29 protein-coding genes are annotated in these 23399 nt (G+C 68.2%); 21 read left to right on the forward strand and 8 right to left on the reverse strand.

The genetic code is table 11. The annotated features are described in order from the left end of the window. The first annotated feature begins 74 nt into the window (after positions 1 to 74). From QSV35_RS05845 to QSV35_RS05910, 14 genes are all read left to right on the forward strand, one after another. On the forward strand, positions 75 to 1562 hold the full coding sequence (locus QSV35_RS05845; RefSeq protein ID WP_286287605.1) for a hypothetical protein: 1488 nt from the start codon (positions 75 to 77) through the stop codon (positions 1560 to 1562). A gap of 66 nt (positions 1563 to 1628) precedes the next feature. Further along, on the forward strand, positions 1629 to 2759 hold the full coding sequence (locus QSV35_RS05850; RefSeq protein ID WP_286287607.1) for a phage portal family protein: 1131 nt from the start codon (positions 1629 to 1631) through the stop codon (positions 2757 to 2759). Beyond that, a complete protein-coding gene (locus QSV35_RS05855) occupies positions 2756 to 4255 on the forward strand; it encodes a phage major capsid protein (RefSeq protein WP_286287609.1) in 1500 nt (499 codons plus the stop codon). Before QSV35_RS05850 ends, QSV35_RS05855 begins: the two co-directional genes overlap by 4 nt. Before the next feature lie 80 nt (positions 4256 to 4335). Beyond that, entirely contained in the window at positions 4336 to 4686 is a 351-nt protein-coding gene (locus QSV35_RS05860; protein ID WP_286287610.1) for a hypothetical protein, read from the forward strand. Between the two features lie 26 nt (positions 4687 to 4712). Then, on the forward strand, positions 4713 to 5054 hold the full coding sequence (locus QSV35_RS05865) for a hypothetical protein (RefSeq protein ID WP_286287612.1): 342 nt from the start codon (positions 4713 to 4715) through the stop codon (positions 5052 to 5054). 14 nt (positions 5055 to 5068) lie between these two features. Continuing rightward, the gene (locus QSV35_RS05870; RefSeq protein WP_286287615.1) at positions 5069 to 5494 is read left to right on the forward strand and encodes a hypothetical protein; all 426 of its coding nucleotides are present in this window, start codon (positions 5069 to 5071) and stop codon (positions 5492 to 5494) included. Between the two features lie 49 nt (positions 5495 to 5543). Beyond that, complete coding sequence (locus QSV35_RS05875) at positions 5544 to 6050, forward strand: hypothetical protein (protein WP_286287617.1); 507 nt, start codon at positions 5544 to 5546, stop codon at positions 6048 to 6050. Further along, positions 6047 to 7138, forward strand: a complete 1092-nt coding sequence (locus QSV35_RS05880) for a hypothetical protein (RefSeq protein WP_286287620.1) — start codon at positions 6047 to 6049, stop codon at positions 7136 to 7138. Before QSV35_RS05875 ends, QSV35_RS05880 begins: the two co-directional genes overlap by 4 nt. Beyond that, positions 7135 to 7482, forward strand: coding sequence for a hypothetical protein (locus tag QSV35_RS05885; protein WP_286287622.1), 348 nt, complete (start codon positions 7135 to 7137; stop codon positions 7480 to 7482). Before QSV35_RS05880 ends, QSV35_RS05885 begins: the two co-directional genes overlap by 4 nt. Further along, positions 7479 to 9044, forward strand: coding sequence for a hypothetical protein (locus QSV35_RS05890; protein ID WP_286287625.1), 1566 nt, complete (start codon positions 7479 to 7481; stop codon positions 9042 to 9044). The genes QSV35_RS05885 and QSV35_RS05890 overlap by 4 nt, the downstream gene beginning before the upstream one ends. A gap of 19 nt (positions 9045 to 9063) precedes the next feature. Continuing rightward, positions 9064 to 9780 (forward strand): tail fiber domain-containing protein, encoded by a 717-nt coding sequence (locus tag QSV35_RS05895; protein WP_286287627.1) that lies wholly within the window; start codon positions 9064 to 9066, stop codon positions 9778 to 9780. Then, positions 9777 to 10451 carry a M23 family metallopeptidase gene (locus tag QSV35_RS05900; RefSeq protein ID WP_286287630.1) on the forward strand — a complete coding sequence of 225 codons (675 nt, stop codon included), beginning with the start codon at positions 9777 to 9779 and terminating at the stop codon, positions 10449 to 10451. Before QSV35_RS05895 ends, QSV35_RS05900 begins: the two co-directional genes overlap by 4 nt. Further along, the gene (locus tag QSV35_RS05905) at positions 10448 to 10627 is read left to right on the forward strand and encodes a hypothetical protein (protein ID WP_286287632.1); all 180 of its coding nucleotides are present in this window, start codon (positions 10448 to 10450) and stop codon (positions 10625 to 10627) included. Before QSV35_RS05900 ends, QSV35_RS05905 begins: the two co-directional genes overlap by 4 nt. Then, on the forward strand, positions 10617 to 10838 hold the full coding sequence (locus tag QSV35_RS05910) for a hypothetical protein (protein WP_286287634.1): 222 nt from the start codon (positions 10617 to 10619) through the stop codon (positions 10836 to 10838). Before QSV35_RS05905 ends, QSV35_RS05910 begins: the two co-directional genes overlap by 11 nt. Here the strand turns inward: QSV35_RS05910 and QSV35_RS05915 are convergent. The 4 genes from QSV35_RS05915 to QSV35_RS05930 all read right to left on the reverse strand — a co-directional run bounded on the left by QSV35_RS05915 (position 10835) and on the right by QSV35_RS05930 (position 13217). Continuing rightward, complete coding sequence (locus QSV35_RS05915; protein ID WP_286287636.1) at positions 10835 to 11071, reverse strand: hypothetical protein; 237 nt, start codon at positions 11069 to 11071, stop codon at positions 10835 to 10837. The genes QSV35_RS05910 and QSV35_RS05915 overlap by 4 nt on opposite strands. A gap of 14 nt (positions 11072 to 11085) precedes the next feature. Continuing rightward, positions 11086 to 11964, reverse strand: coding sequence for a tyrosine-type recombinase/integrase (locus tag QSV35_RS05920; protein WP_286287637.1), 879 nt, complete (start codon positions 11962 to 11964; stop codon positions 11086 to 11088). Between the two features lie 9 nt (positions 11965 to 11973). Continuing rightward, complete coding sequence (locus QSV35_RS05925; RefSeq protein ID WP_286287639.1) at positions 11974 to 12249, reverse strand: hypothetical protein; 276 nt, start codon at positions 12247 to 12249, stop codon at positions 11974 to 11976. Between the two features lie 503 nt (positions 12250 to 12752). Beyond that, positions 12753 to 13217: a nitroreductase/quinone reductase family protein gene (locus QSV35_RS05930; RefSeq protein WP_286287641.1), complete on the reverse strand. Its 465-nt coding sequence runs from the start codon at positions 13215 to 13217 to the stop codon at positions 12753 to 12755. Between the two features lie 82 nt (positions 13218 to 13299). On the opposite strand from QSV35_RS05930, the gene QSV35_RS05935 reads away from it, so the two are divergent. From QSV35_RS05935 to QSV35_RS05945, 3 genes are read left to right on the forward strand one after another with little or no spacing between them, the layout of a single operon-like run. Continuing rightward, a complete protein-coding gene (locus tag QSV35_RS05935; protein WP_286287643.1) occupies positions 13300 to 13788 on the forward strand; it encodes a MarR family winged helix-turn-helix transcriptional regulator in 489 nt (162 codons plus the stop codon). Then, positions 13764 to 14162 carry a PPOX class F420-dependent oxidoreductase gene (locus QSV35_RS05940; RefSeq protein WP_286287645.1) on the forward strand — a complete coding sequence of 133 codons (399 nt, stop codon included), beginning with the start codon at positions 13764 to 13766 and terminating at the stop codon, positions 14160 to 14162. Before QSV35_RS05935 ends, QSV35_RS05940 begins: the two co-directional genes overlap by 25 nt. Positions 14163 to 14222: 60 nt before the next feature. Next, entirely contained in the window at positions 14223 to 14612 is a 390-nt protein-coding gene (locus tag QSV35_RS05945; protein ID WP_286287647.1) for a DUF1801 domain-containing protein, read from the forward strand. A 13-nt stretch (positions 14613 to 14625) separates the two neighbouring features. Here QSV35_RS05945 and QSV35_RS05950 read toward each other — a convergent pair whose 3' ends face one another. The 3 genes from QSV35_RS05950 to QSV35_RS05960 all read right to left on the reverse strand — a co-directional run bounded on the left by QSV35_RS05950 (position 14626) and on the right by QSV35_RS05960 (position 16653). Further along, positions 14626 to 15597: an IS481 family transposase gene (locus QSV35_RS05950; protein WP_286287649.1), complete on the reverse strand. Its 972-nt coding sequence runs from the start codon at positions 15595 to 15597 to the stop codon at positions 14626 to 14628. 163 nt (positions 15598 to 15760) lie between these two features. Then, a complete protein-coding gene (locus QSV35_RS05955) occupies positions 15761 to 16168 on the reverse strand; it encodes a DUF7144 family membrane protein (protein ID WP_286287651.1) in 408 nt (135 codons plus the stop codon). A gap of 167 nt (positions 16169 to 16335) precedes the next feature. After that, positions 16336 to 16653 (reverse strand): putative quinol monooxygenase, encoded by a 318-nt coding sequence (locus tag QSV35_RS05960; RefSeq protein WP_286287653.1) that lies wholly within the window; start codon positions 16651 to 16653, stop codon positions 16336 to 16338. A gap of 125 nt (positions 16654 to 16778) precedes the next feature. Between QSV35_RS05960 and QSV35_RS05965 the strand changes: the two genes are divergently transcribed. From QSV35_RS05965 to QSV35_RS05980, 4 genes are all read left to right on the forward strand, one after another. Beyond that, the gene (locus QSV35_RS05965) at positions 16779 to 17141 is read left to right on the forward strand and encodes a VOC family protein (protein WP_286287655.1); all 363 of its coding nucleotides are present in this window, start codon (positions 16779 to 16781) and stop codon (positions 17139 to 17141) included. Positions 17142 to 17199: 58 nt separating this feature from the next. Continuing rightward, complete coding sequence (locus tag QSV35_RS05970; protein WP_286287657.1) at positions 17200 to 18591, forward strand: sigma 54-interacting transcriptional regulator; 1392 nt, start codon at positions 17200 to 17202, stop codon at positions 18589 to 18591. A 12-nt stretch (positions 18592 to 18603) separates the two neighbouring features. Then, complete coding sequence (locus tag QSV35_RS05975; protein WP_286287660.1) at positions 18604 to 20640, forward strand: vWA domain-containing protein; 2037 nt, start codon at positions 18604 to 18606, stop codon at positions 20638 to 20640. 271 nt (positions 20641 to 20911) lie between these two features. Continuing rightward, positions 20912 to 22435, forward strand: a complete 1524-nt coding sequence (locus QSV35_RS05980) for a glycosyltransferase family 39 protein (RefSeq protein WP_286287662.1) — start codon at positions 20912 to 20914, stop codon at positions 22433 to 22435. Positions 22436 to 22461: 26 nt separating this feature from the next. Here QSV35_RS05980 and QSV35_RS05985 read toward each other — a convergent pair whose 3' ends face one another. Further along, entirely contained in the window at positions 22462 to 23319 is an 858-nt protein-coding gene (locus QSV35_RS05985; protein WP_286287664.1) for an aldo/keto reductase, read from the reverse strand. Positions 23320 to 23399 lie beyond the last annotated feature (80 nt).

A 23399-nucleotide genomic window follows, 5' to 3' on the forward strand; every position in this document is an offset into this window, starting at 1 on the left:
CCGTCGCGCGGCACCCGCTCATGGAAGAGTCAGCGTGGGTCGCTCTGCGTGACTCGGGTCGCCGCCCGCTTGACGTGTCCGAACTCGTTACGACCTACCAGAGCCGCGCCGAATTCCTCGTGGGCGTCTGGCTGCTCAATGACACGGTGCCGCGCCGCATCAACCCGGATGGTCTGCTGGGCAACCTTCAGCCGCAGATGCTCATGGAGGTCGATGCGCTCGCCGCGGGCAAGCGCAACAACGCGATCTTGGAGCCGCGCCGATCCGCGAAGACGGCGAGCCTGTGGTGCGTCAAGATGGGGCGCTGCTGGATGCGTCCTGTCTACTTCGCCGGGTACACGATGCTGACCACCGCGAAGAAGGCCAACGAGCGATTCAAGCTCGACGTGCGTGACCCGATCATCCGCCGCTGGCGCGACAAGCGTGAGCGGCCCGTCAAGATCAACGAGTCGAACGGATCGATGGGCGTCGAGTTCGAGAACGGCTCGAAGCTCTCCGTCCTCTCACCGAACGGCGATGACGTGCGATCCGGCGCGTACGACATGCTGACGCTCGATGAGGGCGGCGAGCCCGAGCCCGACGTGTGGGATGACATCGTTGGCGCGGTCGTACCGTCGTTCGACACCCGGCCCGGCGCGCAGCTCGTCTATGCGGGAACGGGCGGCAAGTACCGCGACGGCTCGCACTTCTGGGCCACCCTCCACGACGCCGAGGCCGGGCGGCTCCGCTACGGCGTGCCGGACGATGCGAAAGATGCTGACCTCGACACGTGGGAGAAGGTTGCTCCCATCATCGAGCGCATCCACCCGGGTCTGGACGGGCTCACAACCCTCGCCACGATCCGCGGCAATTTCCCCATCCTCGGCCCGGCGCGCTTCGCAATGGAGTATCTGAACCACTTCGGCCGGGCCTCCGGCAACGCCGCGCTCATCGCCGCGTCGGACTGGGAGACGACCCGCACCGACTCGCCGCCGCCCGAGGGTGTGCCCGCCGCCTCGCTCGCGTTCGCCGTCCACCCGGGCGGCGCGTTCGTCTCGGTCGCGGTCGCCTGGCACCTGGCCGACGAATCGCCCGACCTCGCCCGCGCCGCGTGGGCGCTCGACGGTGACGACACCGACGCCGCCCCGCCCCGAGCCGGGTTCAAGCTCGTGCACCATCAGCACGGCACGGCCGGGATGCCTGCGACGCTCTGGCGGCTGTGGAAGCAACTCCGGCTCCCCATCGTCTACGACGACGCGCCCCAGGAGAAGGCCATCATCCAAGATCTGCTGAGGCAGGCGCGGCCTCGACCGGCCGTCGATCTGGTGCGCTTCGGGGACAAGTCCGTCGCCGCGACGCGGCTGCTCAACGGGCTCCGACACGGGCAGGTAGAGCACTGGGCGCAAGACCAGCTTGACGATGCCGCAGCGGTCGCGATTGAGCGCGTCGCGGGCAAGTCTCGGCTCATCGGCACCGCCGACCCGACAGACGACGTGACCCCTCTCGAAGCCGCGTCGCTCGCGCTGCTCCGCCTGCCCGAGCCGACCCGCGCCGAGAAGTTCGCGCCCATCGTTGTGGGATAGCTACAGCGACACGCCGAAGATCGTAGTTGACAACACACAACACCTTGTGTGCATAGTCAGTTGTCGATGACCTGGATATCTCGACTGCTCTTCGGCCCGCCCGCGTCGGCGGCGACCGTCCTCGGCGTCGCCGCGCGGGGCGGCTCGCCGCTCATGCCGTGGACGGCACCGAGCGAATTCACGGCGTTCGTCTGGTCCGACATCTACAGCGGCGCGGCGGGGGATGCCGTCACCCGTGACACGGCCATGCGCGTCGCCCCGATCAAGCGCGGCCGTGCGCTCATCGTCTCGCTCTGCTCAGACCTCCCGCTTGTGCAGGGCTCCAGCCTCGACGGCGCGGGGGAACTCGTGCCCGACGCGACACAGCCCGCCTGGCTCACGACCGGCGCAGGCGCACAGACCGCTTGGCACCGGATGGCGCTGACGCTCGATGACCTGATCTTCGGCGGCTGGTCCCTCTGGGTCGTCGTCCGCGAGCCGGGCACCGTCCAGCCGGACGGGACCACCGTCCCCGGCTCGATCATCGAGGCCGGGCGTCTGCACCCGTCGCGCTGGGCGTTCGACCAGTCCAGCCCCACTGGCGTCGCCATCGACAACCGCCCGGTCATCGACCCGGCATCGGTCATCCTCATCGCGGGGCCGGATGAGGGCCTGCTGTCCGTCGCCGCCGACGCGATCCGTGGATGGCGTCACATGGAAGAGGCTTGGGTTGGCCGCGTGCGCAACCCCATCCCCGCCATGGTGCTGCACGAGAAGGCCGAGAACGGCGTAAGCCAGACCGAGGCAGAGGCGTACGTCGCCGCCTGGGCAAAGAACCGCCTCTCGCCCAACGGTGCCGTGGGCTTCCTCCCCGCGTCGCTTGACCTCGAAGTGCACGGCGAATCGTCCGCCGACCTGTTCACCGAGGGCCGCAACGCCGCCCGCATCGACATCGCCAACCATCTCAACCTTCCCGTCTCGATGCTCGACGGCTCGCCCGCGACCGCCTCGCTCACCTACGCGACGCAGGAGGGCACGCACGCGCAGATCGTCGATGACCTGGAGTACTGGCTTGCGCCCATCGAGGCGCGCCTATCCCAGCCCGACGTGTGCCCGACCGGGCGTCGCGTCCGGTTCTCCCGCGAGAACCTGACCGCCGCGAGCGGACAGCCGTACGGCGCGACCGCCGCGCCCCAGCCCAAGGAGGTAGCCGCGTGACAGATGCACTCTTCGCCGTCGATGTCGCAGCCCGCACCGTGCGAGGCCTGCTCATCCCGTTCGGTGAGCTTTCCCGCCCCTCGATCAGCGGGGCCGAGCCCGTCATGTTCAGCGCCAACACCGCGCTCGACCTGCCCGCCGACCCCATGGTGGCCACGCTCTACGACAACGAGCACGACCGGTTCAGCCCCCGCGGCCGGGGCGCAGCGTTCGAGAGGACTGAGGCGGGCATCGTCGCGACGTTCGCCATTGCCCGCACGCCCGAAGGCGACGCACTGCTGACGCGCGCCGCCGACGAGACGCAGCCCCGCCCGAAGCTCTCCGCCGAGATTCGCGGCCTCGTCCGCCGAGGCGCAGACGCGATCCGCGGCACGCTCACGGGCGCATCCATCGTCACGGAAGGCGCATTCGCCGGGGCGCACCTGTTCGCCGTGGCTGACGCGATCACCGAAGAGACGCCCGCCCCGACCCCGCCCGCAACCACCAACGACCGCCAGGAGGCCAACATGACCACTCCCGTTCTCGACGCCCTCGGCCAGACGCCCGCCGCCCCGACCGACAACGCGCCCGACACGTCCCTCAACGCGCTCTACGCCGCCACGGCAGGTGGCACGCAGGAGGAGCGCGACCGGTTCAACACCAACACGGGCGAACTGTTCGCGCTCTCGACCATGACGCAGGCGAACGGCGCAGCCGCGACGCCGCCCGCCTATCTGGGCGAGCTCTGGCGTCGCCGCCCCTACAACCGCCGATTCGTGCCGCTGCTCAACCAGGCACCGCTGCTCGCGCACCAGGTCTACGGCTGGCAGTGGGTCGAAGGCAAGGAGCCGAACGTGGGCGACTACGCGGGCGGCGCGGCCGATGTCCCGTCGAACGTGCTCGACACCGTGCAGATTCCCGCCGCAGCGGCGCGCATCGCGGGAGGCCACAAGCTCGACCGCAAGTTCATCGACTTCAACGACCAGGCCGTCATCGCGTCGTACTACGACCACATGACCGAGGACTACGCGCGTAAGAGCGATGCCAAGGCGCTCGCCACGATCCTCACCGCGGCCAACTTCACGGTCACCGCACCCGGCGCTGTCCCCGCAGGCATCCCGAAGGGGCTCGCCGCCATCGTGGACGGCGCGCTCGACGTGATCGGCACCGAGAACACGCCCGGCTTCGCGCTCGTGGATGCGCCCCTCTGGCGAGACATCATCCTCAGCACCGATAAGGCGGGCGTCCTCACCTACCTCATGGCCGCGATGGGCCTCGAAGAAGGGCAGCTGGAGGGCTTCAAGATTCGGCCGGCCACGCTCGGTGTCGCCGCCGAGGCGGGCAAGGTCGTCATGGTCGGCGCGAAGGAGTCGGCCACGTTCTACGAACTGCCCGGCGTCCCGATCCGCGTCGAAGGCCTCGACGCCCACCACGGCACCATTGACCCCGCCGTGTACGGCTACTGGGCCGCGATCAGCAACAACGCGAAGGCGCTCCGCAAGGTCCTCACGGTCTGAGCCAGGCGCGCGCCGGGCTGGCCACGAGCCCCCGGCGCGCGCCCACCAACCCGCCCCACCCAACACGGAAAGGATGACGGATGCCGACGCACTGGCTCGACCCGACCACCCCGGCCGACCTCGACACCATCGAAGTGCTCTGGCCCGAGGCCGGTCAGATCATGAACGTGGATGCGCTCGTGCTCATCCTCGCGAGCGCGCGCAATGAGTGCGTCGCGTTCGCGCCCACCCTCGCAGCGGGCGAGGCGATGCCCGAGGGTTGGCCGGTCGCGCAGGTCATGCAGGCCCGCAACAAGTACAACGCCGCCCTCGCGGCTGGCTCGCCGGATGGCACGTTCGATGGGTCGTCGTACGGGCTCACAGCGCACCCGCTCGACTGGCAGGTCATGCAACTGCTCCGCCCGCGCCGAGCGATGGGGGCCATCGTATGAGCGTCCGCAAAGACCTCGAAGCACAGATGAGTACCGACTGGGCCGCCATCCCCGCCCTGTCCAAGTTCCACGTCCGCGCCACAGAGAAGGCGCTTGACGACATCCGCAAGCCGACCGCCCTCATCCGGCAACAGAGCATCGCCGTCTCCAAGGCCGCGCCCGTGTCTCACTCGGACGTCGGCATCCTCGTCACCCTCATCTCACACTTCCAAGACCCCGACATGGCAGCCGACGCGCTGGAGGATGCCGTGCCCGCCGCGCTGGAGTACTACCGCACCCACTACGTGCAGACCGAGACGGCCACCGCCGTCGCCTACGCGAACCGCAGCGCGTACGACATCCCCGTCACCGTCATCGCCCACAACTGATAGGAGGCCCACCCATGGCCGCAATCGCCGTCAAGCCGTACGTCTTCAAGAACTGCGTACTCAACATCAAGGACGGGGCCACCGACCTCGGCACCTTCGAGGCCGCCGTCTCGTCCGCCGTGCTCACCCCGTCCGTGTCCGTCGTCACCTGGCAGGGCGGCATCCCGGCCAGCGTCTTCCAGGACACAACCACGCCGGTCTGGGTCTTCGACCTCAAGCACGCGCAGGACTGGGAGACGGCAGGCTCGCTGTCCAACGTCCTCGCGGCCAACGCGGGCAAGGCGCTCACCTTCGCTCTCACCGGCAACGGCTCCGCCGCCGCACCCAAGAAGGCCACCTTCACCGCCATCTGCGTGCCCGGCCCGTACGGGGCCGACGTGGGCAGCGTGGCCGAGGCCGCAGTCTCGATGCCCGTGACGGTCGCGCCCGTCTTCGCGTAACCGCTGTCAGGTAACGCCTGACAACGAATCGACCAGGAAGGGGCGGCGCGTGCAGATCGATGCGAAAGCGTCACGAGAGTTCCAAGCGGCGATCTTCGCCGTCCGCGCTCTCGACAAGACGCTACAGCGGATGATCCGCCAGCACGTCAAAGCCGTCGCCGCCCCTGAATGGTCGAAAGCACTCGACCGTCGCGCATCCACCGCGCTCGACCGCAAGGTGATCGCGGGTACCGCGACTGTCGCCGTGTCCAACCAGAACGTCAAAGTCAAGGCCGCGAGCAAGGGCCGCCCGCTCTCAGGCGGGCTCAACCCCAAGACCGACTATCCGGGCGTCGAGTTCGGCGCGAAAGACGACCTTGCCACCTACCGGACCCGCAGCCGGAAGGGCAAGAGCTACACCGTCACCCGGCACACCGCCCGACAGCTACCCCGCCGCAACCCGAGAGGCCGCGTGTTCTACCCCGCCGCCCGCGAAATGATCCCGCGCATCGGGTCCCTGCTCGTCCAGACCATCGTCAAGACCATCGCCAACGCCATCGAAGGGAAGCAAGAGTGACCGGGCTCAGCATCGATATCGCGATGAACGCACGCGCCGCACAGGCAGGCGCACGCGACCTCGCCAAGTCCCTCGACGGGGTAGCCGACTCCCTCGATGACGTAGCCGCAAACGCAGGCCGCGACGGCGACCGCGTAGAACGATCCTTCCGCGACATGATCGAGTCAGCCCGCAAGGCAGACCGCGCCATCGATGATGTCGGCACCACGGGCGGCAAGAGCTTCGGCCGCGTCAAGGACGGCGCCAAAGAAGCACAGAACGAGATCGGCCAGAACTTCGGTGAAACCATCTCATCCTTCCGCGGCGACCTGTCCGACCTCGGCCAGATCGGGCAGGACAGCCTTGGCGGGCTCTCCTCGTCTCTCGCGGGAATGGGCCCGGCTGGTGCAGCCGCGGGCGTCGGACTCGGCGCCATCGCCGCAGGCGTCGGCGTCATCACATCGGCGTTCGAGAACGCCGCCAAAGCGACCGACGAAGCCAAGGACTCGGCCTTCCAGTACGGGCTGACCGTCGAAGCATCCGGCAAGTACGCCGACGCGGCGGCGCGCATCAACGAACTCACGGGCTCCATTGAGGGGCTTAAGCGGATTCAGGACCTTGAGACCGTCTCGGGCTGGAAACAGAAAGACGTGCTCACCGCCCTCGCCACGGGGGACGGGCTCCCTGCCCTCGCCAAGGCATTCAACGACGGCGCGAACAACACGATGATTGCGACCAACCGCGTGCTCGAACTCCAGGGCGCGCTGGATGGCACAAAGCAAGGATTCGCGCTCGCCAAGGACGCCGCCAAGCTCAACGAGCGCGCCTTATACGACCTCGCGACCTCGGCCGGGAAAGCAACGGGGGAGGTTGACGACCTCGGCAATGCGGTCATCACTCTTCCCGGCGACAAGAAGGTTGTTATCGACGCCGACACGCACACGGCATATGAGGACATCGACGCGCTGGAGAAGCGAAATATCACCGTAGACCTACGAGTCAATACCGCCACCGCTCGCAACGACCTTGAGCGGTTCCGTGGGCAGTTCTCCACATTCACAGTTACGCCGAAGGTCGGGCCGCTTAAGGAGGGCTACAAATGGCAGTGACGATCACCGCGGGAGCGGCTGTCATTAGCCCCATCCTGATTCACGGCTTCGAGTCGTCGCGTGAGGCGGGCACCATCGTTCACGACGTGATCGGCCGCGCCAACCCTGACATCACGCTCCGTCCCGCGAGCCTGCGAACTGGCACCGCGCGGCTCCTCTTCGCTGATGAGACGGCATCGAAGAGCGCAGAGGATGCGCTCTCGCTCGCCGTCACGTGCACCCTGACGACCGAGTTGGCGTCGGCGTCGTTCCCGTTCGTTGTGCGTGGCCCGATCACCCGCACTCTGAACGAGTCGCGCGTGACCTGGCTCGTCGCGTTCGAATTCCAGGAAATCGCCCCGTGACCATCCAGACGGATAGCGTGCGGGCGTGGCTCATCGGGACGCCTGATGTTGAGTTGACGGTGAAGCGCGCGGGCGATTTGTCGTTGGATCAGGGACGAGCGCCGCACGTACAGGGCACGCTCACAATCGCCCGCCCGACGCTGGCGACGCTGACCGCGCTCGACCCGCGTCTCGGTGCTCGTGTCCGTGTGACGAAGGCGATCACGACGGCGACCGGCACAGCCTCGCGCAGCTTCGACCTTGGCATCCGCTCCCGTGCCCTCTCGCAGCGTTCCGCCGTGGTCGTGCTGGAGCTCGCGTCAGATGAGGCGCTGCTGGACGACTGGGCACCGCTCGCCCTGGACGCGTCGTGTGTCGCGAAGGCGGGAAGCCTCCGCCAGGTCGTGAACTACGTGCTCGGCAAGGTCATCCCCGGGGCGGCGCTGGCCGCATCCCCGGCGCTGGATGCGCAGATGACGATGCTCGACGTTGATAACCTCGTCGCGAACCCGTCTGTCGAGGTTGATACGTCCGGGTGGGCGACATGGTCGGCGGGCTCGGTCTCGTCGGCGCGGCTCGTCGCGGCGACTCCTGAGGGTGCCGCGTTCTACCGGTGCACGTTCAATGCTGCACAGTCCGCTGTCGGGTATGGCATCTACGCGGCGGGAATCCCGGCCCGCCCCGGCACGAGCTATACCAGCTCGATCTGGGTCCGCTCGTCGAAGGCGCAGACCGTGCGCTGTGGCATCGAGTTCATCAGCTCGACCAGCACCGCGGTCGGGTCCGCTGTCGGCCCGTCCGTGGCAGTCCCCGCCGACGTGTGGGTGCGCATCGCATGCGCCGATGCGCTCGCCCCGGCCGGGACAGCGACGATCACGACCACCGTGTACGGGGATGCCGGTGCGGTCGCGTGGGCGAACTTCGACCGCCTCGACGCGGACGGCCTCCGCGTCGGCCCCACCGCCTCGGAACCGCTCGTCTGGAAGCCCGGTGTCAGCGGGCTTGAGTTCCTGTCCACGCTCGTGCAGAAGGCTGGCTACCGGCTCGTGTGCGATGAGTCCCGCACCTGGACTCTCCGCGACGCCACCTACACCGCGCCCGGTTCTGTGACGGTCGCATACGGGGTCAACCTCATCGAGGGCGACGACACCCTCAGCCGGGACGACGAGACATGGATGGATGCCGCGATCTGCCGATACCGGTGGACCGGCGCCGGGGGCGCGTCGATGGAAGCAATCGACGCATACTCGCTGACCGGCTCCTACACGAGCGCGCAGACTATCGATATCTCCGCCCCGTATCCCGGGCCTGGGCGCGCCATGTACGCCGTGCAGCGGGCGCAGGGCCGCGGACGTGAGGTCACCGCGACCCGCATCACCGACCTGACCGCGAACGCCGAACAGCCCATCGAGATCACTCTCGACGGCGCGCCCATCCAGACCGGCGTGGCCCAGTCCGTCCGGTTCGACCTCGCCCGCGACGAGATCACCGTCACCGCCCGCACCGTCGATACCCCAATCGGTGCGATCGACCGGCTCGCCGGAACCATCGACGCCCTCCCGGGCACCATCGACGCCCTCTGACAGAAAGGACACCCCGATCATGGCAATCGGAGACGACGCCGTAGCAGCCGGGATGATGAAACTCCTCGGCACAGCACTCGCGAACACCATCGCGACCGAAATCAACCGCACCCGCGACTACATCGCCCAGAAGCTTGCCTCGCTGACTGCAACCACCCTGAAGACCAACGGAGTCAGCGGCGCGGGGACGTCCAACGCGCAGGCCGACATCGAGTATCTGCAAGACGAGATCGATGCCGACCGCGCGAACATCACGGGCCTACAGGGCACCGTGAGCGGGCACACGACTCAGATCGCGAGCAAGGCGTCGCTCGGCTCGGATGTCAGCTTCGGGCACATCTTCACCCCGGCAGGACGTTCCACCCCGGTCGTGTCGTCGTACGTCGCCGCGTACCTCAACACAGACGGCCGAATCGGCGCGTCCCCGTCGTCCAGACGGTTCAAGAAGGACATCGCCGCGTGGACACCCGACCTGCAAGCGCTGCTCGCGCTCCAGGTCGTCACCTACCGATACCGGGCCACGCTGTTCGACACCAGCGACCCGAACCGCAAAGCACCGCCGCTCGAGGTCGGCGTGATCGCGGAAGACCTCGACGCGCTCGGCCTGTACTGGCTCGTCGTGTACGACGACGACGGCCTCCCGTTCGCCGTCCACTACGACAAGATCGCCCTCGCCCTCGCCCCCCTCATCCAGGACCACGAGGCCCGCCTCACCGCACTGGAGGACAAGCCGTGAAGCTCCCGATTCCGTTCGATGATCCGGCAACCTACCCCGGACACTCCGGCGTCGATTTCGCGCAACCACGTGGCACACGGTTCAGGGCATCCGGGGACGGCGCCGTGACGCTGCGCCGCACGACACCAGCAGGGGGCAACATGATCTGGGTCGAATACGACGCCCTCCCCACAGGCGCAGGCGTGGGCTACGCCCACATGGACTCCTGGACCGACTGCCCCACAGTCGGGACACGCGTCACCGAGGGGACCGTGCTCGGCCGCGTCGGATCATCCGGCCATTCGACCGGCCCACACCTTCACGTCGAAGTCGCCGGACACGCGACCACAGCCGGATTCTGGGAATTCTTCGACCCCATCCGCGTCATCTCACCCCTACCCACCACCGCGGCCAGCAGCCCGCACCCGATTACGGAGGAACCCGACATGGACGCGACACAGTCCAAGCAACTCACCGAGATTCACCAGGCGATCTTCGCCCGCAAGAGCGACGGCCCCGGCTCCTGGGACGGCATCGACCAGAAGCTCGGCATCCTCGTCGCCCAACTCGGAGAAATCCGGCAGGCGATCTTCGCCCGCAAGAGCGACGGCCCCGGCTCCTGGGACGGCATCGACCAGAAGCTCGGCATCCTCGTCGCCCAGGTCGACGCGATGCGATCGGCTTCCCGATGAAACGCATCCTCAACCCCAAGGTACGCCGCTGGCTCTACGGCGTGAGCATCGCAGGGCTCGGCGTCGCCGTGTTCTACGACCTACTCCCGCCCGAATCCCTCGCCGTCTGGGTGCCGCTCGTCGTCGCCCTGCTCAACGTCCCCAAGGAAGGAGGTCCGCCCACAGATGCCGGATGAGGACACCGACCACGACCGACTCGTCAGGATGGAAGGGAAGATCGACACGCTCATATTCGGGCGCAACGACCACGAGGAACGCATACGCGCTCTCGAAGCACGCCGCACCATCAGCCCTGCACAACTCTGGGGCGCGGCCTGCGCGCTCGTCGGCGTCCTCGTCGGCCTGAGCGTGCTCAGCCGGTTCGTCCTCGAAGTGATTGTCCGCTAAGCGCTCGGCTGGGCGCGCTGCATCCCCCACAGGATCAGCGCGCCCATTCCGGCAATCACGCCAATCGCCAGGGGGATAAGCGCCGCCCACACGGGTATGCCGCCCTCCATCTGCATCGTCTCGATGTTGTACGTTCGCGTCGCTCCCGCGAGCGAAACGCCCAGCAGGACGACCCCGACCACGAGGCCAACGACCGCGACGACAGTGGCGATGGCCAACGGCGGATTCTTCATGATGTCCCCTTCATTCATGCGTGCGCGAGCGGACGTCCCGCACGGCTCGCAGCCTCTACGACGGCGCGGCGGCGCTCGTCGGGCAGCTTGACGTAGCGCCGCACCATCGACAGGTTTGCCCAGCCCATAAGGTCAGCGACAACGTACGGGTCACCCTCGGCGGCGACCCAGAACCGCGTGGCCGCTCGATGGCGCAGCTTGTGGATCGTCCAGGCGCCCTCCAGCAGACGGTTGACGCGCTTGCCGAGCCACCTGGCCGACACGTGCCCAGCCTCGTCGCCCGGCCACAGGTAGCCGCCCCGCTCGGCAAGGTTCAACAGCGCACGGGCCATCGCGCGAGTGAGCGGGACATAGCGCGTCTTGCCGCCCTTCCCGTGCACGCGCAGATCATGGCCGATCAGCGTCTCGCTGATGTCGCGGGAGTGGATGCACGCTATCTCGGCACGGCGTAGGCCATGCTCGGCGGCGAGGTCAATCCATAGCGCCTCGTCGTCGTCGGCCTGCACGAGCGCGGCGAGGTAGACGCGATCCGGCACGGGCCTCGGGTCCGGGGCGCTCGCCTTCGCGCGCTTGATCCCGGCGACCGGATCAGCCGCCACACGGCCCGTCTCGACGGCCCACCCGTAGAAGGCCGCGAACGTCGTACGCCGCCCTCGACGCGTCTCGGGCATCCAGTCCTGCTGAGCCATGTATCCCGCGAGGTCGTCGCTCGTCACGTCCCACGGGGCGCGCATGATCCGCTTTGCCAGATGGCCGAGATGTTGGCGACGCGCGTAGACCGATGTCCTCGCGATGTTCGACGCCAACTGAGCGGCGGCGAACGCGTCGATTGCGGATGCCCAAGCGTGCAGCACTTCCGATAACCCTCCCGTTTGGAGGTTCAGACTATCCATTTCCGGCGCTTAACTCGGGTCGGTAGAATGCGCGCCGTAGCGCTCTTGGGCGCTCTGCCGCGTGATGCCGAGGGCCGCGCCCACGTACGCCCACGAGCGGCCCCGAGAACGCTGGCCGGACACGCCTCGGACGATGGCCGCTTCAAGCTCGGCGCGCAGTGCCACAAGCTCGGCAAGCTCCCACTCATCCGAGTCGGCCACGCGCACGCCCGCAGCGCGGATGAACCGGCGTGCGGCGGCAAGGTAGTCCATCGTCTCCCGCTCGCGGCGGGCACGGCGGGTCACTGTCCGGCCTCGATCATCTCGCGCACGATCATCTTGTAGGCGTGCTGTAGATGGCGGGTCGCTCCTGCCGGACGCTTCGACCCGTCGCCCTGACCGGTGCCACGAGTCTCTGCCCCGCAGGAGCAATACCAACGACCCCAGCCGTCTACTGAGATGCGATGACGTGAGCGGAGGGCATCGAGAGCGGGACGCATGAGCGCTCCGCTTCCGACGTTGTATGAGACTTCACGGGTCATCGCTCGACCCCCTCAACGTTCGCCGATTCGCTGTCAGGCGTTTCCTGACACCCGACGATGCGCCAGAACTCGGCATCGACAGCATCCCGATTTGACGGGGCCGATAGGATCACCCGCGGGCGAGGGACTCGAACCCCGAACCTTCTGGCGAGGACGGCGAAGACTACGAACCAGAAGGTTCGGGGTTCGAGTCCCTCCAGGCGCGCACTGTGTTGAGACAGTAGAGAAGAGACCCGCTTCGGCGGGTCTCTTCTTGTTTCTGCGGCCTCAATTCGAGCGTCGGGTGAGGCGGATCACGGGGAGTTCGCGGTCTGTCTTCTCGGTGTAGCCGGCGAAGCGCGGGGCTTCGTCGATGATGCGCTTCCAGGCCGCATCCCGTTCCGTCCCGTGGAGTTCTTCGGCAGACACGGCGATCTCCTCACCGGCGATGACGATGTGCGCCGAATCGGGTGCGGCCGCAAGGTTCCGGTACCAGGCGGGGTGCTTTGCGGCGCCGGCGGCGGAGGCGCAGATCACCCACGTTCCCGCCGGTTCTTCCCAGTACCCCATGGGCGTCTCGTACGTCTTGCCGCTCTTGCGTCCCGTGGTGATCAACGCGAGGACGGCGAAGCCCATCATCTTCCCCTGCTTGCCCCGTCGGATCGCGCTGGTCTGTCGGTGCATGAACCACCGCATGAGACGGTTCGGCTTCATGGTGATCCCGTACGTTCCGTCGGGCGTGGTGAACGTCATCGCTTCTCGTCTCCTCGATCGGACGTGCGCCGGAGAACTACTTGAATAGTAAACCATTGACTAGTCATGTAAAATCCCGGACATGGCGGACTTGGCTGAGGCGCGTGAACTTGCGCGTCTGGTCGTGCGACTCTCAGAGACCGCCCGCGCGCACTTCGCGGCTGCCGTCGCCGAAGTCGGCGTGCCCGTCCTGCTCGCGCGGACGATTCTGCTCGTCGACGGCCGCACGCCCATGCGGGATGTCGCCGACGAGCTCGGGTGCGACCCGTCCTACGTCACGGGGATCGCCGATCAGCTGGAGTCGCGCGGACTGGCACGTCGCGCCATCGGCAAGGACCGGCGCGTGAAAGTCCTCGAGCTGACCGACGTCGGCGCGGAGCTGCAGACGCAGGTCGCAGAAGCCGTGGACCGCCGCGGCCCGTTCGGCCACCAGCTCACCGCGGAGCAGAGGCGCACGCTCCGAGAACTGCTCGAGCTCCTGCTCTCCGAATCGGTGTACGCGGCCGCACCGAACTGCACCTACGAAGAAGTCGGGACAGGAGCATCATGGTCTTCACCGACAGTGAGCTGAGCTACCTCGCTACCCAACGTCTCGGGCGTATTGCGACGCAGCAGCCGAACGGCACCCTGCAGGTCAGCCCCGTGGGCTTCCGGTACAACCCTGACACCGAGACGATCGACGTCTACGGGTTCGGCATGGAGAAGAGCCGCAAGTATCGCAACATCGCCGACAACGGCCGCGTCGCTTTCGTCGTCGACGACCTCGCATCCACCCAACCCTGGCGACCGCGGTGCGTCGAGATCCGCGGGCACGCTGAAGCCACCACGGGAGCCAACGGAGCACCGATGATTCGGATCACACCGGAACGCATCATCAGCTTCGGCCTGGAGGAGACGAACACTCCGGCGCACCAGCTTCGGACCGATTCCCGCAAGGTCGGATAGCGATCCGATTTCGCCGCCGCATCCTTGATCTCATCCGGGGCTGTTCGGGAGGATTCGAGGATGACCGACAAGACGGACTCCGAGCAGATCGACGACATCATCGCCCACCTGAGCGGGTGGAAGCATGAAGCGATGAGCGCGCTTCGAACGGCGATCCGAGCCGCGGATCCGGACATCGTCGAGGTGGTCAAGTACAAGAAGCCGTCCAAGCCCGAGGGCGTGGCGTTCTGGACGCACGACGGCGACGTCTGCTTCATCGATGTGCTCAAGAACGCGGTGCGGCTGACGTTCTCGAAGGGGGCGCGGATGCGGACCAACGACCTGTTCAACACGCGGCTGGACAGCACGGTCGTCAGGGCTATCGACTTCTTCGAAGGCGGCGCGGTGGATGAGGCGGCGGTCACCGCACTCGTGACCGAGGCGGTCGCAGTCAACGTCGCCGCGAAGTGATCGCGTCACCGCCCTAGGTGTACTGACCTCGACCGTTGTTGATTCGGTCGATGGGTGAGGCTCCGCCGATGCCGAGGTGGGCTCTGTCAAGGTTGTAGTGGTCGAGCCAGGTTGGCAAGGCGGCCGCGCGATCCGCGTTCGATGTCCAGGCACGGGCGTAGGCCCACTCGGTCGCAAGGGTGCGGTTCAGGCGCTCAACTTTCCCGTTGGTCCAGGGGCAGTGCGGCTTGATGAACTTCTGTTTGATGCCGTGGGCGTCGATGACGCTGCGGAACGCGGTCGAGCGGCGGTACGCGAACGCGTTGTCACTGATAACGCGTTCGACCTTCACGCCCAAGGTGGCGTAGAACGCGATCGCACGTTCGAGGACTCCCGCCGCGGTGGCGCCGTTCTCGTCGTCGTGGATCTCTGCGTAGGCGACCCGGGAATGGTCATCGATCACCGTGTGCACGTAGTCGTATCCGATGCCCCGACCCCGAACCGGTTCACTGCGTCCGTGGAGTCGCCAGCCGCCACCGTCCGGGATCCGGCCGAGCTTCTTCACATCGACATGGATCAGCGAGCCGGGACGCGTGTGTTCGTAGCGGGTCGCCGATCGTCGCGTGGCTCGGATCACGTTCCCCGTGATCGGGTCGAGCTCGCGCAGCAGCGGCACCCCGTGGCGACCCAATACTCGTCCGACGGTGGACGCCTGCAGGCGCAGCTTGCCGGCGATGAACACCGGCCCGCGGCGGGTCAGCTCGCGCATGATCCGCACCCGCGTCTCCACACATGCAACGGTCCGCTGCGGATGCGAATGAGCGACGCTCGAACGATCCTGCAGACCCGCGAGCCCTTCCTCCTGGTAGCGGCGCCACCACCGCCACGCCGTCGTGCGAGAGATTCCCATCTCGGCCGCGACATGAGCGACCGCACGCCCCGACTGGATCCGCTGGACCATGATCAACCTGCCGGCCGGAGTCAGCCGGGCATTACCGTGGGACACGAGAAGCCTCCGTGTGTTCGAGCTGCAGAACTAGACAGCTCCAACTCGACACCGGAGGCTTCTCCTACGTCAACAACGATCCGGGTCAGTACACCTAGGCGAAACGCCGGATGCCCCGACCCCGCCGAAGTGGGATCGGGGCATCCGATCGTTGAGACGCGGGTCAGGCCTTCGCGTCGATCTCCTTGCCGTGCACCGTCAGCGCGTAGATCACGAGCACGTCCAGTGCGAGGACGGCGAGCGAGAGCCACGGCTGCACGTCCATCAGCGTGATCTGGCCGATCGCGTTGATCGAGACGAGCACGATCGCGGTGATGCGCGCCCACTTCTGGCCGCTCAGCAGCGCGATGCCGACGAGCAGGATCGCGAGGCCGAGGATCAGGTGCCACCAGCCCCATGACGCCACGTTGATCGAGAAGATCCCGATCTTGGCGATGAAGTAGGCGGTGTTCGGGCCGATGATGGCCTGCAGGCCGTGGAACGCGTCGATCGCGCCGCCCACGATCAGGACGACCGCGGCGAACGTTCCCCAGCCGGCCCAGCCCGACTTGGTTGCAGAGTTGTCAGTCATATGAAAGGGGTCCCTTCACCTTGCGCGGAGCTGGAGGGGTGTACCGAGGTGGTCGCTCCGCTACGGGCACCCCCAAACTGCGCCCGTTGGTCACACCATAGCGAACCTGGGAGATACCTGAGTGCATTGAGGCGAAGTTCGGTGCGATCTCTTGGGAGCGTTCCCGGTCAGGATGGGGCGTCGACGCGAGCGTGATCGTCAGTCGCGACGATCAGCTCGACGGGAGGGCTGTCGAGGAGCATCGCGCCGGCCTCGAACGCGCTCGCCATGTGGGGGCTGGACAGATGTCGATCGAAGGCCTCGCGGCTCTCCCATTCCTCGACGACGACCCAGCGGCGGGCGTCGGTCGCGTCGTTGTACGTGCGATACGAGAGGTTCCCCTCCTCCGATCGCGACGGCTCGACGAGCGACACGGACATCGCGCGGACAGCATCCTCCTGCCCTTCTCTTGCGGTCAGCCGGGCGATCACGGTGATTGCAGTCATCCTCGAACGCTCCAGGACGGGCGCTCCCCATGTCAAGCAGCGCGGCCCGGAGCGCAGGATCACTTCCGCCGGCGGTGCCCAGGGTGTAGCGATGGATGCAGCATCCCTCGAGCACTGGAGCGCACATGAGACTCGTGCAGGTGGCGCAGCGCGCCGAAGACCTCGACCGGGCGCGTGGGTTCTATTCGCGACTGCTGGAGGCCGAGCCCGCCGGCCTCTTCGAACCGCCGGGGCTGCTCTTCTTCGACCTCGAGGGTGTCCGCCTGCTGCTCGAGCGCGGGGCGACCTCATCCGTCGTCTATCTGCACGTCGAGGACATCGGCGAGGCCCTCAGGCGCATTCCGGAGGCGGAGGTCCTCGTCGAACCGCACGTGATCTTCCACCACGACGACGACACGCTCGGCCCGGCGGGACACGACGAGTGGCAGGCGTTCATCCGCGACTCGGAGGGCAATTCGGTCGGGCTCGTCTCGTTCCGCACGCCCTGACCAGGGTCAATCTCGCCGATCCGACCCTCGGGGCCGCTGGCGGACGTAGCCTCTCGTCATGACCACGCCGCCTCCCGCGATCGTCACCACCGGCCAGCTGCGCGCATCGGGGCACGTCCACCGCCCCCTGCGCCTCGAGATCCGCGAGAACCTGCTCGCCGCGCTCGCCGAGGGGCGCGATCCGTGGCCCGGGATCCACGGCTTCGACGACACGGTCATCCCGCAGCTCGAGCGCGCGCTGCTCGCCGGCCACGATGTCGTCCTGCTCGGCGAGCGCGGGCAGGGGAAGACGCGGCTCCTCCGCAGTCTCGGCGGCCTCCTCGACGAATGGACGCCGGTCATCGACGGGTCGGAGCTCGGCGAGCACCCTTTCCATCCGATCACCCCGGCATCCATCCGCCGTGCGGCCGAACTCGGCGACGACCTCCCCGTCGCGTGGCGCCACCGCTCCGAGCGGTATGCGGAGAAGCTCGCCACCCCCGACACCTCGGTCGCCGACCTCATCGGGGATGTCGACCCGATCCGCGTCGCCGAGGGCCGCTCGCTCGGCGACCCGGAGACGATCCACTACGGCCTCGTGCCGCGCAGCCACCGCGGGATCGTCGCGATCAACGAACTGCCCGATCTCGCCGAGCGCATCCAGGTGTCGCTGCTGAACGTGATGGAGGAGCGCGACATCCAGATCCGCGGGTACGTCTTGCGGCTCGACCTCGACGTCCTCGTCGTCGCGACCGCGAACCCCGAGGACTACACGAACCGCGGCCGTATCATCACGCCGCTGCAGGACCGCTTCGGCGCCGAGATCCGCACGCACTACCCCCAGACCATCGAGGAGGAGGTCGACATCATCCGCCAGGAGGCCGACCTCGTCGCGGACGTGCCGGCGCATCTGCTCGAGATCCTCGCGCGGTTCACGCGCAACCTCCGCGAATCGGACGCCGTCGACCAGCGGGCCGGCGTCTCGGCGCGTTTCGCGATCGCCGGCGCGGAGACGATCGCCGCCGCCGCCCTCCACCGTGCGACGCGTCAGCACGAGCCGGAGGCCGTGGCCCGCCCGGTCGACCTAGAGACCGCGGTCGAGGTCCTGGGCGGCAAGATCGAGTTCGAGACCGGCGAGGAGGGGCGCGAGCGCGCCATCCTCGACCACCTGCTGCGCACCGCCGTCGCGGCGACCGCCCGCGCGCACCTCGGCGGACTCGATGCGCGCCTGCTCGTCGAGGCGCTGACCGAGGGTGCGACGGTCGCGACGGGAGAGCAGGTCGCCGCCGCGGACGTGCTCGCGGCGATGCCGGTGCTCGGGGAATCCGACCTGTACGACGAGGTCGCCGCACGCCTCGGCGCCCGCACGCCGGGGGAGCGGGCCGGCGCCCTCGAGCTGCTCCTCGAGGAGCTGTACCTCGAACGCCACATCGGCAAGGAGAGCGCGGGTGGGGAGACGGTCTATGGATGACGGGATCCGCTGATGGCCCGCAGCTTCCACCGGGCGCCGTCGGCGCGGTACGGGAAGTACTCCGGCGGCGATCCGCTCGCGCCGCCGGTGCCGGTGCAGTCCGCGCTCGAAGCGATCGGCGCCGACGTGATGGCCGGCACCTCGGCCGAGCGCGCGCTGCGCGAATACCTGCGACGTGGCAGCCGTGACCGCGAGGGCCTCGACGACCTCGCGCGCCGCGTGCGCGAGCGCAGGGCCGAGCTCATGAGCAGGCACCGCCTGGACGGAACCCTCGAGGAGGTCCGCCGGCTCTTGGACCACGCCGTGCTCGAGGAGCGCAAGCGGCTCGCGAACGATGTCGACCTCGATGACGACGAGCGCGCATTCGCGGAGATGCGCCTCGAGAATCTGCCATCGAGCACGGCCGCTGCCGTCAACGATCTCGCCGACTACGAGTGGAAGAGCCCGAGCGCGCGGTCCGACTACGAACGCATCAAGGAGCTGCTCGGCCGGGAGCTCCTCGACCAGCGATTCGCCGGGATGAAGAACGCGCTCGAGAACGCGTCGGATGCCGACCGCCAGGCGATCCGCGACATGCTCGGCGATCTCAACGACCTGCTCGAGAAGCGCCGCCTCGGCGAGGACACGCAGGAGGACTTCGACGAGTTCATGCGCAAGCACGGCGCCCAGTTCCCGGAGAACCCGCAGAACCTCGACGAGCTGCTGGACACGCTCGCGCAGCGCTCCGCCGCCGCGAACCGGATGCTGAACTCGATGACGCCGGAGCAGCGCGAGGAGCTCATGGAGCTCGCCGCACAGGCGTTCGGCTCTCCGGAGCTCATGCAGTCCCTCTCGCGTCTGGACGACAACCTGCGGTCGCTGCGGCCCGATGAGGACTGGTCGGGGTCCGCATCCTTCTCCGGCGATGAGCCCGCCGGACTCGGCGAGGCGACCGGCATCATGCAGGACCTGTCCGACCTCGACTCGCTGACCGATCAGCTGAGCCAGGCGTACCCCGGCGCGCGGATGGACGACATCGACATCGACACGCTCGCCCGGCTCGTCGGCGACGATGCGGCCGTCAGCGCGCGAGCGCTCCGCGACCTCGAACAGGAGCTGAAGGACACGGGGATGCTGCAGCGCGCCTCCGACGGGGCGCTGCGCCTCACGCCCCGCGCCATGCGGCAGCTCGGTCGCGCCCTCCTGCGCGACATGGCCACCCGGTCGTCGGGACGGACAGGTGCGCGCGAGACGCGGCTCGCCGGCGCTGCGGGCGACCGCACCGGCGCGACGCGCGAATGGGCGTACGGCGACACCGAGCCGTGGGACATCCCGCGTACCGTATCCAACGCCGTCCTGCGCACGATCGCGGACGGCGGCGACGCGTCATCGGGCGTGCGGCTCGACACCCGTGATGTCGAGGTCGTCGAGACCGAGCAGCGCACGTCGGCCGCGGTGGCGCTCCTCGTCGACACCTCGTTCTCGATGGCGATGGACGGCCGCTGGGTGCCGATGAAGCGCACCGCGCTGGCGCTCCACCACCTCATCTCCACGCGCTTCCGCGGCGACAAGCTGCAGCTCATCGCGTTCTCCCGGCACGCCGAGGTCATCGACATCGAGGAGCTCACTGCGCGCGACGCCGTGTGGGACAAGGGCACGAACCTCCACCACGCGCTCCTCCTCGCGCAGCGCCACTTCCGGCGCCATCCCACTGCCCAGCCGGTGCTGCTGATCGTCACCGACGGCGAACCGACCTCGCACCTCGAGCCGGACGGCCACGTCTACTTCGCCTACCCGCCCGACCCGTACACCGTGGCCGTGACGGTCCGCGAACTCGACAACGTGCAGCGGCTCGGTGCGCAGACGACGTTCTTCCGGCTCGGCGAGGACCCCGACCTCGCGCGGTTCATCGACGCGCTCGCGCACCGCGCTCAGGGCACGGTCCTCGCCCCCGAGCTCGACGACCTCGGACGCGCCGTCGTGGACAGCTACCTAGGGTCGCGCACCGGTCATCCGGGATCGCCCGAGGACTTCGGCGACATGCTCCGCGGCCGCTCCTGGTGGTGGTGACCACCGCGCTAGTGGCTGTGGTGCCGCACGTGTCCACCGTGCAGCACCACGATGAGCACCGCGATCAAGCGGAAGATCCCCATGGCGGGAGCATACGGTGTGAATAGCCCAATCGGGGAACGAACTCCGAAAACGGCGCACTGAACGCGGGACGGCGAGCCGAGACGTACAGGTTCCGCATACACAACGGCAACATGCTCTTTGCTGGGCGGTCATCTCGAGGGGTGAGAGTGACCGAACGCGGCCACTGATCGGGAGGGGCGGTGCTTCCGTGTCGCTCACTCTGACGACACCGACGCGTCTGAGGGATGCGAGCGGTCTGCGGTCGCGGTCCGTCGTCGCCGTCCTCCTCGGCATGCTCGCCACCGTCGTCGCTGCGGCGGGCTCGTGGATCCCGTCGCTGTGGAGCGACGAGGTCACGAGCATCATGTCGGCACAGCGCACGCTGCCGTCGCTGCTCACGATGCTCCAGCACGTGGATGCGGTGCACGGCACCTATTACGCAGGCCTTCATCTCTGGGGTGCGGTCTTCGGATTCAGCCCCTTCGCCGTCCGGTTTCCGAGTGCGATCGCCGTGGGGCTCGCGACCGCGGCAGTCGTGCTGCTGGCCGATCGCCTCCGGTCGCGCCGCACGGCCGTCATCGCCGGGCTCGTCTGCGCGATCCTTCCGCGCCTCACCTACATGGGCGAGGAGGCCCGGTCGTTCGCGTTCTCCGCGGCGATCGCCGCGTGGCTGACCTACCTCTTCGTCGTGGCGATCGGGAGGCGCGGGTCCGCGCGGACCCTGTGGACGGCCTACGGCATCCTCCTCGCGATCGGCGTCTGCGTCTTCCTCTACGTGGGGCTGTTCCTCGTCGTCCACGCCGCGGTCCTCCTCGTGACGAAGGCGTCCCGGCCGGTCGTGCGCGCGTGGGCGATCGCCGCCGGCGGCGGTCTGCTGCTCGCCGCCCCGGTGATCCTCTTCGCGCTCCTCGAGCACCACCAGGTCGCCTATCTCGGGGCCTCCGACCAGCTGTCGCCCCCGACGCTCTTCAGCGGCCTGTGGTTCGGCGACTGGCCGTTCGCCGTCGTCGCGTGGGCGCTCATCGTCGTGGCCGTCGCCTTCGCGGCCCGCCGCCGATGGGTCGGCGACCCGTCCGCCGCGGAGAGCGGCCGCGTCTCGCTCACGGTCCTCGCCATCCTGTGGCTGCTGACGCCCACCGTGATCCTCGTGGTGATGAGTTCGGTCGTCCCGGACTTCACCGGGCGGTACGTGTCGTTCTGCGCGCCCGCCGCCGCGATCCTCATCGCGTGCGGCATCGACGACCTGCTCGCTCTGCGCCGATGGGCGGCTGCGGCGGCCGGCATCCTCGTCCTCGTCGCTGTCGTGCCGACCTACGTGTCGCAGCGCACGCCGTACGCGAAGAACGACTCGGACTTCGCCGAGATCGCGGCGACCATCGACGCGAACGCGAACCCGGGTGACGGCGTCGTCTTCGACGAGTCCGCGCGGGCGTCCCGTCTTCCGCGCCAGGCGATGCACGGATACCCCGCCGCCTTCGCCGGCACGATCGACGTCGCGCTGCAGACGCCGTATCAGGACGACATCTCGTGGCACGACGTCACCTATCGGCTGCGGGATGCCGCGGCCCAAGGCCGATTCGCGGGCATCGATCGGGTGTGGATGATCGAATACGTGCCCGCGACGGGACCCGCCGACATGTTCGGGGTGCGCGACCTGGAGGCGATCGGGTACCACCCGACGGGCATCAGCCTGCGCACGTATCGCAGTCTCATCACGCTGTACGAACGGTAGCCGGGGCGGCGCCCGCGGGACGACGCCTACGGGAGCGGTCGCGCGCGCATGAGCGGCATGACGACCGACATGGCCCAGCGCGGCGGCCGGAAGATCGCGCGATCCCTTCCGAGGGCGTCGATCGCCGTCATCTCCCCGGCGGTGAGCTCGAAGTCGAAGATGTCGATGTTCGCCGCGATGTGCGCGGGGTCCGTCGACTTCGGGATGGCCGCGAAGCCCCGCTGCATGTGCCACCGCAGGATCACCTGCACGGCCGACTTCTCGTGCGCGACCGCCGCGGCCGCGATCACCGGTTCGGCGAGCAGCGTGCGAGATCCGTGGCCGAGCGGGTACCAGGCCTCCGGAACGATGTCGTGCTGTGACAGATACGGCAGCAGATCGGGCTGCTGCCAGTGCGGGTGCAGCTCGACCTGGTCGACGACCGGCGGGATGCGGACGTACGGCAGCAGCTTCTCCAGGTCCGGCACGCCGAAGTTGCTGACGGCGATGGAGCGCACGATGCCCTGGCCGACCGCATCCTCCATCGCCCGCCACGCTCCGCGCACGTCTCCGACGGGCTGGTGCAGGAGCATGAGGTCGATCGGTCCGCAGTCGAGCCGCTCGAGCGAACCCGCGATCGAGGCGCGGGTCTTGTCGTGTCCGTAGTCGGACGGCCAGACCTTGGTCGTGACGAAGATCTCGTCACGCGGGACGTCGGACGAGCGGATGCCTCGGCCCACCGCCCGCTCGTTCCGATACAGCACCGCCGTGTCGACGAGCCGGTACCCGTCGGCGAGCGCCGTCCGGACGCTCGCCTCGCACACGGCGACGTCCGACACGAGATACACGCCGAGCCCCAGCTGCGGCATCGTCAGGCCGTTCGAGAGCGGAATGTCAGGGACCATGAGCGCCTCCGATGATCAGTATCCGCCGCGGAGACGCCGACACGCGCACGCTCGCGCCGGCGTCCTCCGTAGTGCGGCCG

Source organism: Microbacterium candidum (assembly GCF_030315975.1).
GTDB lineage: Bacteria > Actinomycetota > Actinomycetes > Actinomycetales > Microbacteriaceae > Microbacterium > Microbacterium candidum.

What these genes read in the sequence shown, in the direction of transcription:
- QSV35_RS05850 (WP_286287607.1), top strand. Translation starts at nt 1,629, where the DNA reads ATGACCTGGATATCTCGACTGCTCTTCGGCCCGCCCGCGTCGGCGGCG.
- QSV35_RS05860 (WP_286287610.1), top strand. Translation starts at nt 4,336, where the DNA reads ATGCCGACGCACTGGCTCGACCCGACCACCCCGGCCGACCTCGACACC.
- QSV35_RS05865 (WP_286287612.1), top strand. Translation starts at nt 4,713, where the DNA reads ATGAGTACCGACTGGGCCGCCATCCCCGCCCTGTCCAAGTTCCACGTC.
- QSV35_RS05870 (WP_286287615.1), top strand. Translation starts at nt 5,069, where the DNA reads ATGGCCGCAATCGCCGTCAAGCCGTACGTCTTCAAGAACTGCGTACTC.
- QSV35_RS05895 (WP_286287627.1), top strand. Translation starts at nt 9,064, where the DNA reads ATGGCAATCGGAGACGACGCCGTAGCAGCCGGGATGATGAAACTCCTC.
- QSV35_RS05905 (WP_286287632.1), top strand. Translation starts at nt 10,448, where the DNA reads ATGAAACGCATCCTCAACCCCAAGGTACGCCGCTGGCTCTACGGCGTG.
- QSV35_RS05910 (WP_286287634.1), top strand. Translation starts at nt 10,617, where the DNA reads ATGCCGGATGAGGACACCGACCACGACCGACTCGTCAGGATGGAAGGG.
- QSV35_RS05915 (WP_286287636.1), bottom strand. Translation starts at nt 11,071, where the DNA reads ATGAAGAATCCGCCGTTGGCCATCGCCACTGTCGTCGCGGTCGTTGGC.
- QSV35_RS05920 (WP_286287637.1), bottom strand. Translation starts at nt 11,964, where the DNA reads ATGGATAGTCTGAACCTCCAAACGGGAGGGTTATCGGAAGTGCTGCAC.
- QSV35_RS05930 (WP_286287641.1), bottom strand. Translation starts at nt 13,217, where the DNA reads ATGACGTTCACCACGCCCGACGGAACGTACGGGATCACCATGAAGCCG.
- QSV35_RS05935 (WP_286287643.1), top strand. Translation starts at nt 13,300, where the DNA reads ATGGCGGACTTGGCTGAGGCGCGTGAACTTGCGCGTCTGGTCGTGCGA.
- QSV35_RS05940 (WP_286287645.1), top strand. Translation starts at nt 13,764, where the DNA reads ATGGTCTTCACCGACAGTGAGCTGAGCTACCTCGCTACCCAACGTCTC.
- QSV35_RS05945 (WP_286287647.1), top strand. Translation starts at nt 14,223, where the DNA reads ATGACCGACAAGACGGACTCCGAGCAGATCGACGACATCATCGCCCAC.
- QSV35_RS05955 (WP_286287651.1), bottom strand. Translation starts at nt 16,168, where the DNA reads ATGACTGACAACTCTGCAACCAAGTCGGGCTGGGCCGGCTGGGGAACG.
- QSV35_RS05960 (WP_286287653.1), bottom strand. Translation starts at nt 16,653, where the DNA reads ATGACTGCAATCACCGTGATCGCCCGGCTGACCGCAAGAGAAGGGCAG.
- QSV35_RS05965 (WP_286287655.1), top strand. Translation starts at nt 16,779, where the DNA reads ATGAGACTCGTGCAGGTGGCGCAGCGCGCCGAAGACCTCGACCGGGCG.
- QSV35_RS05970 (WP_286287657.1), top strand. Translation starts at nt 17,200, where the DNA reads ATGACCACGCCGCCTCCCGCGATCGTCACCACCGGCCAGCTGCGCGCA.
- QSV35_RS05975 (WP_286287660.1), top strand. Translation starts at nt 18,604, where the DNA reads ATGGCCCGCAGCTTCCACCGGGCGCCGTCGGCGCGGTACGGGAAGTAC.
- QSV35_RS05985 (WP_286287664.1), bottom strand. Translation starts at nt 23,319, where the DNA reads ATGGTCCCTGACATTCCGCTCTCGAACGGCCTGACGATGCCGCAGCTG.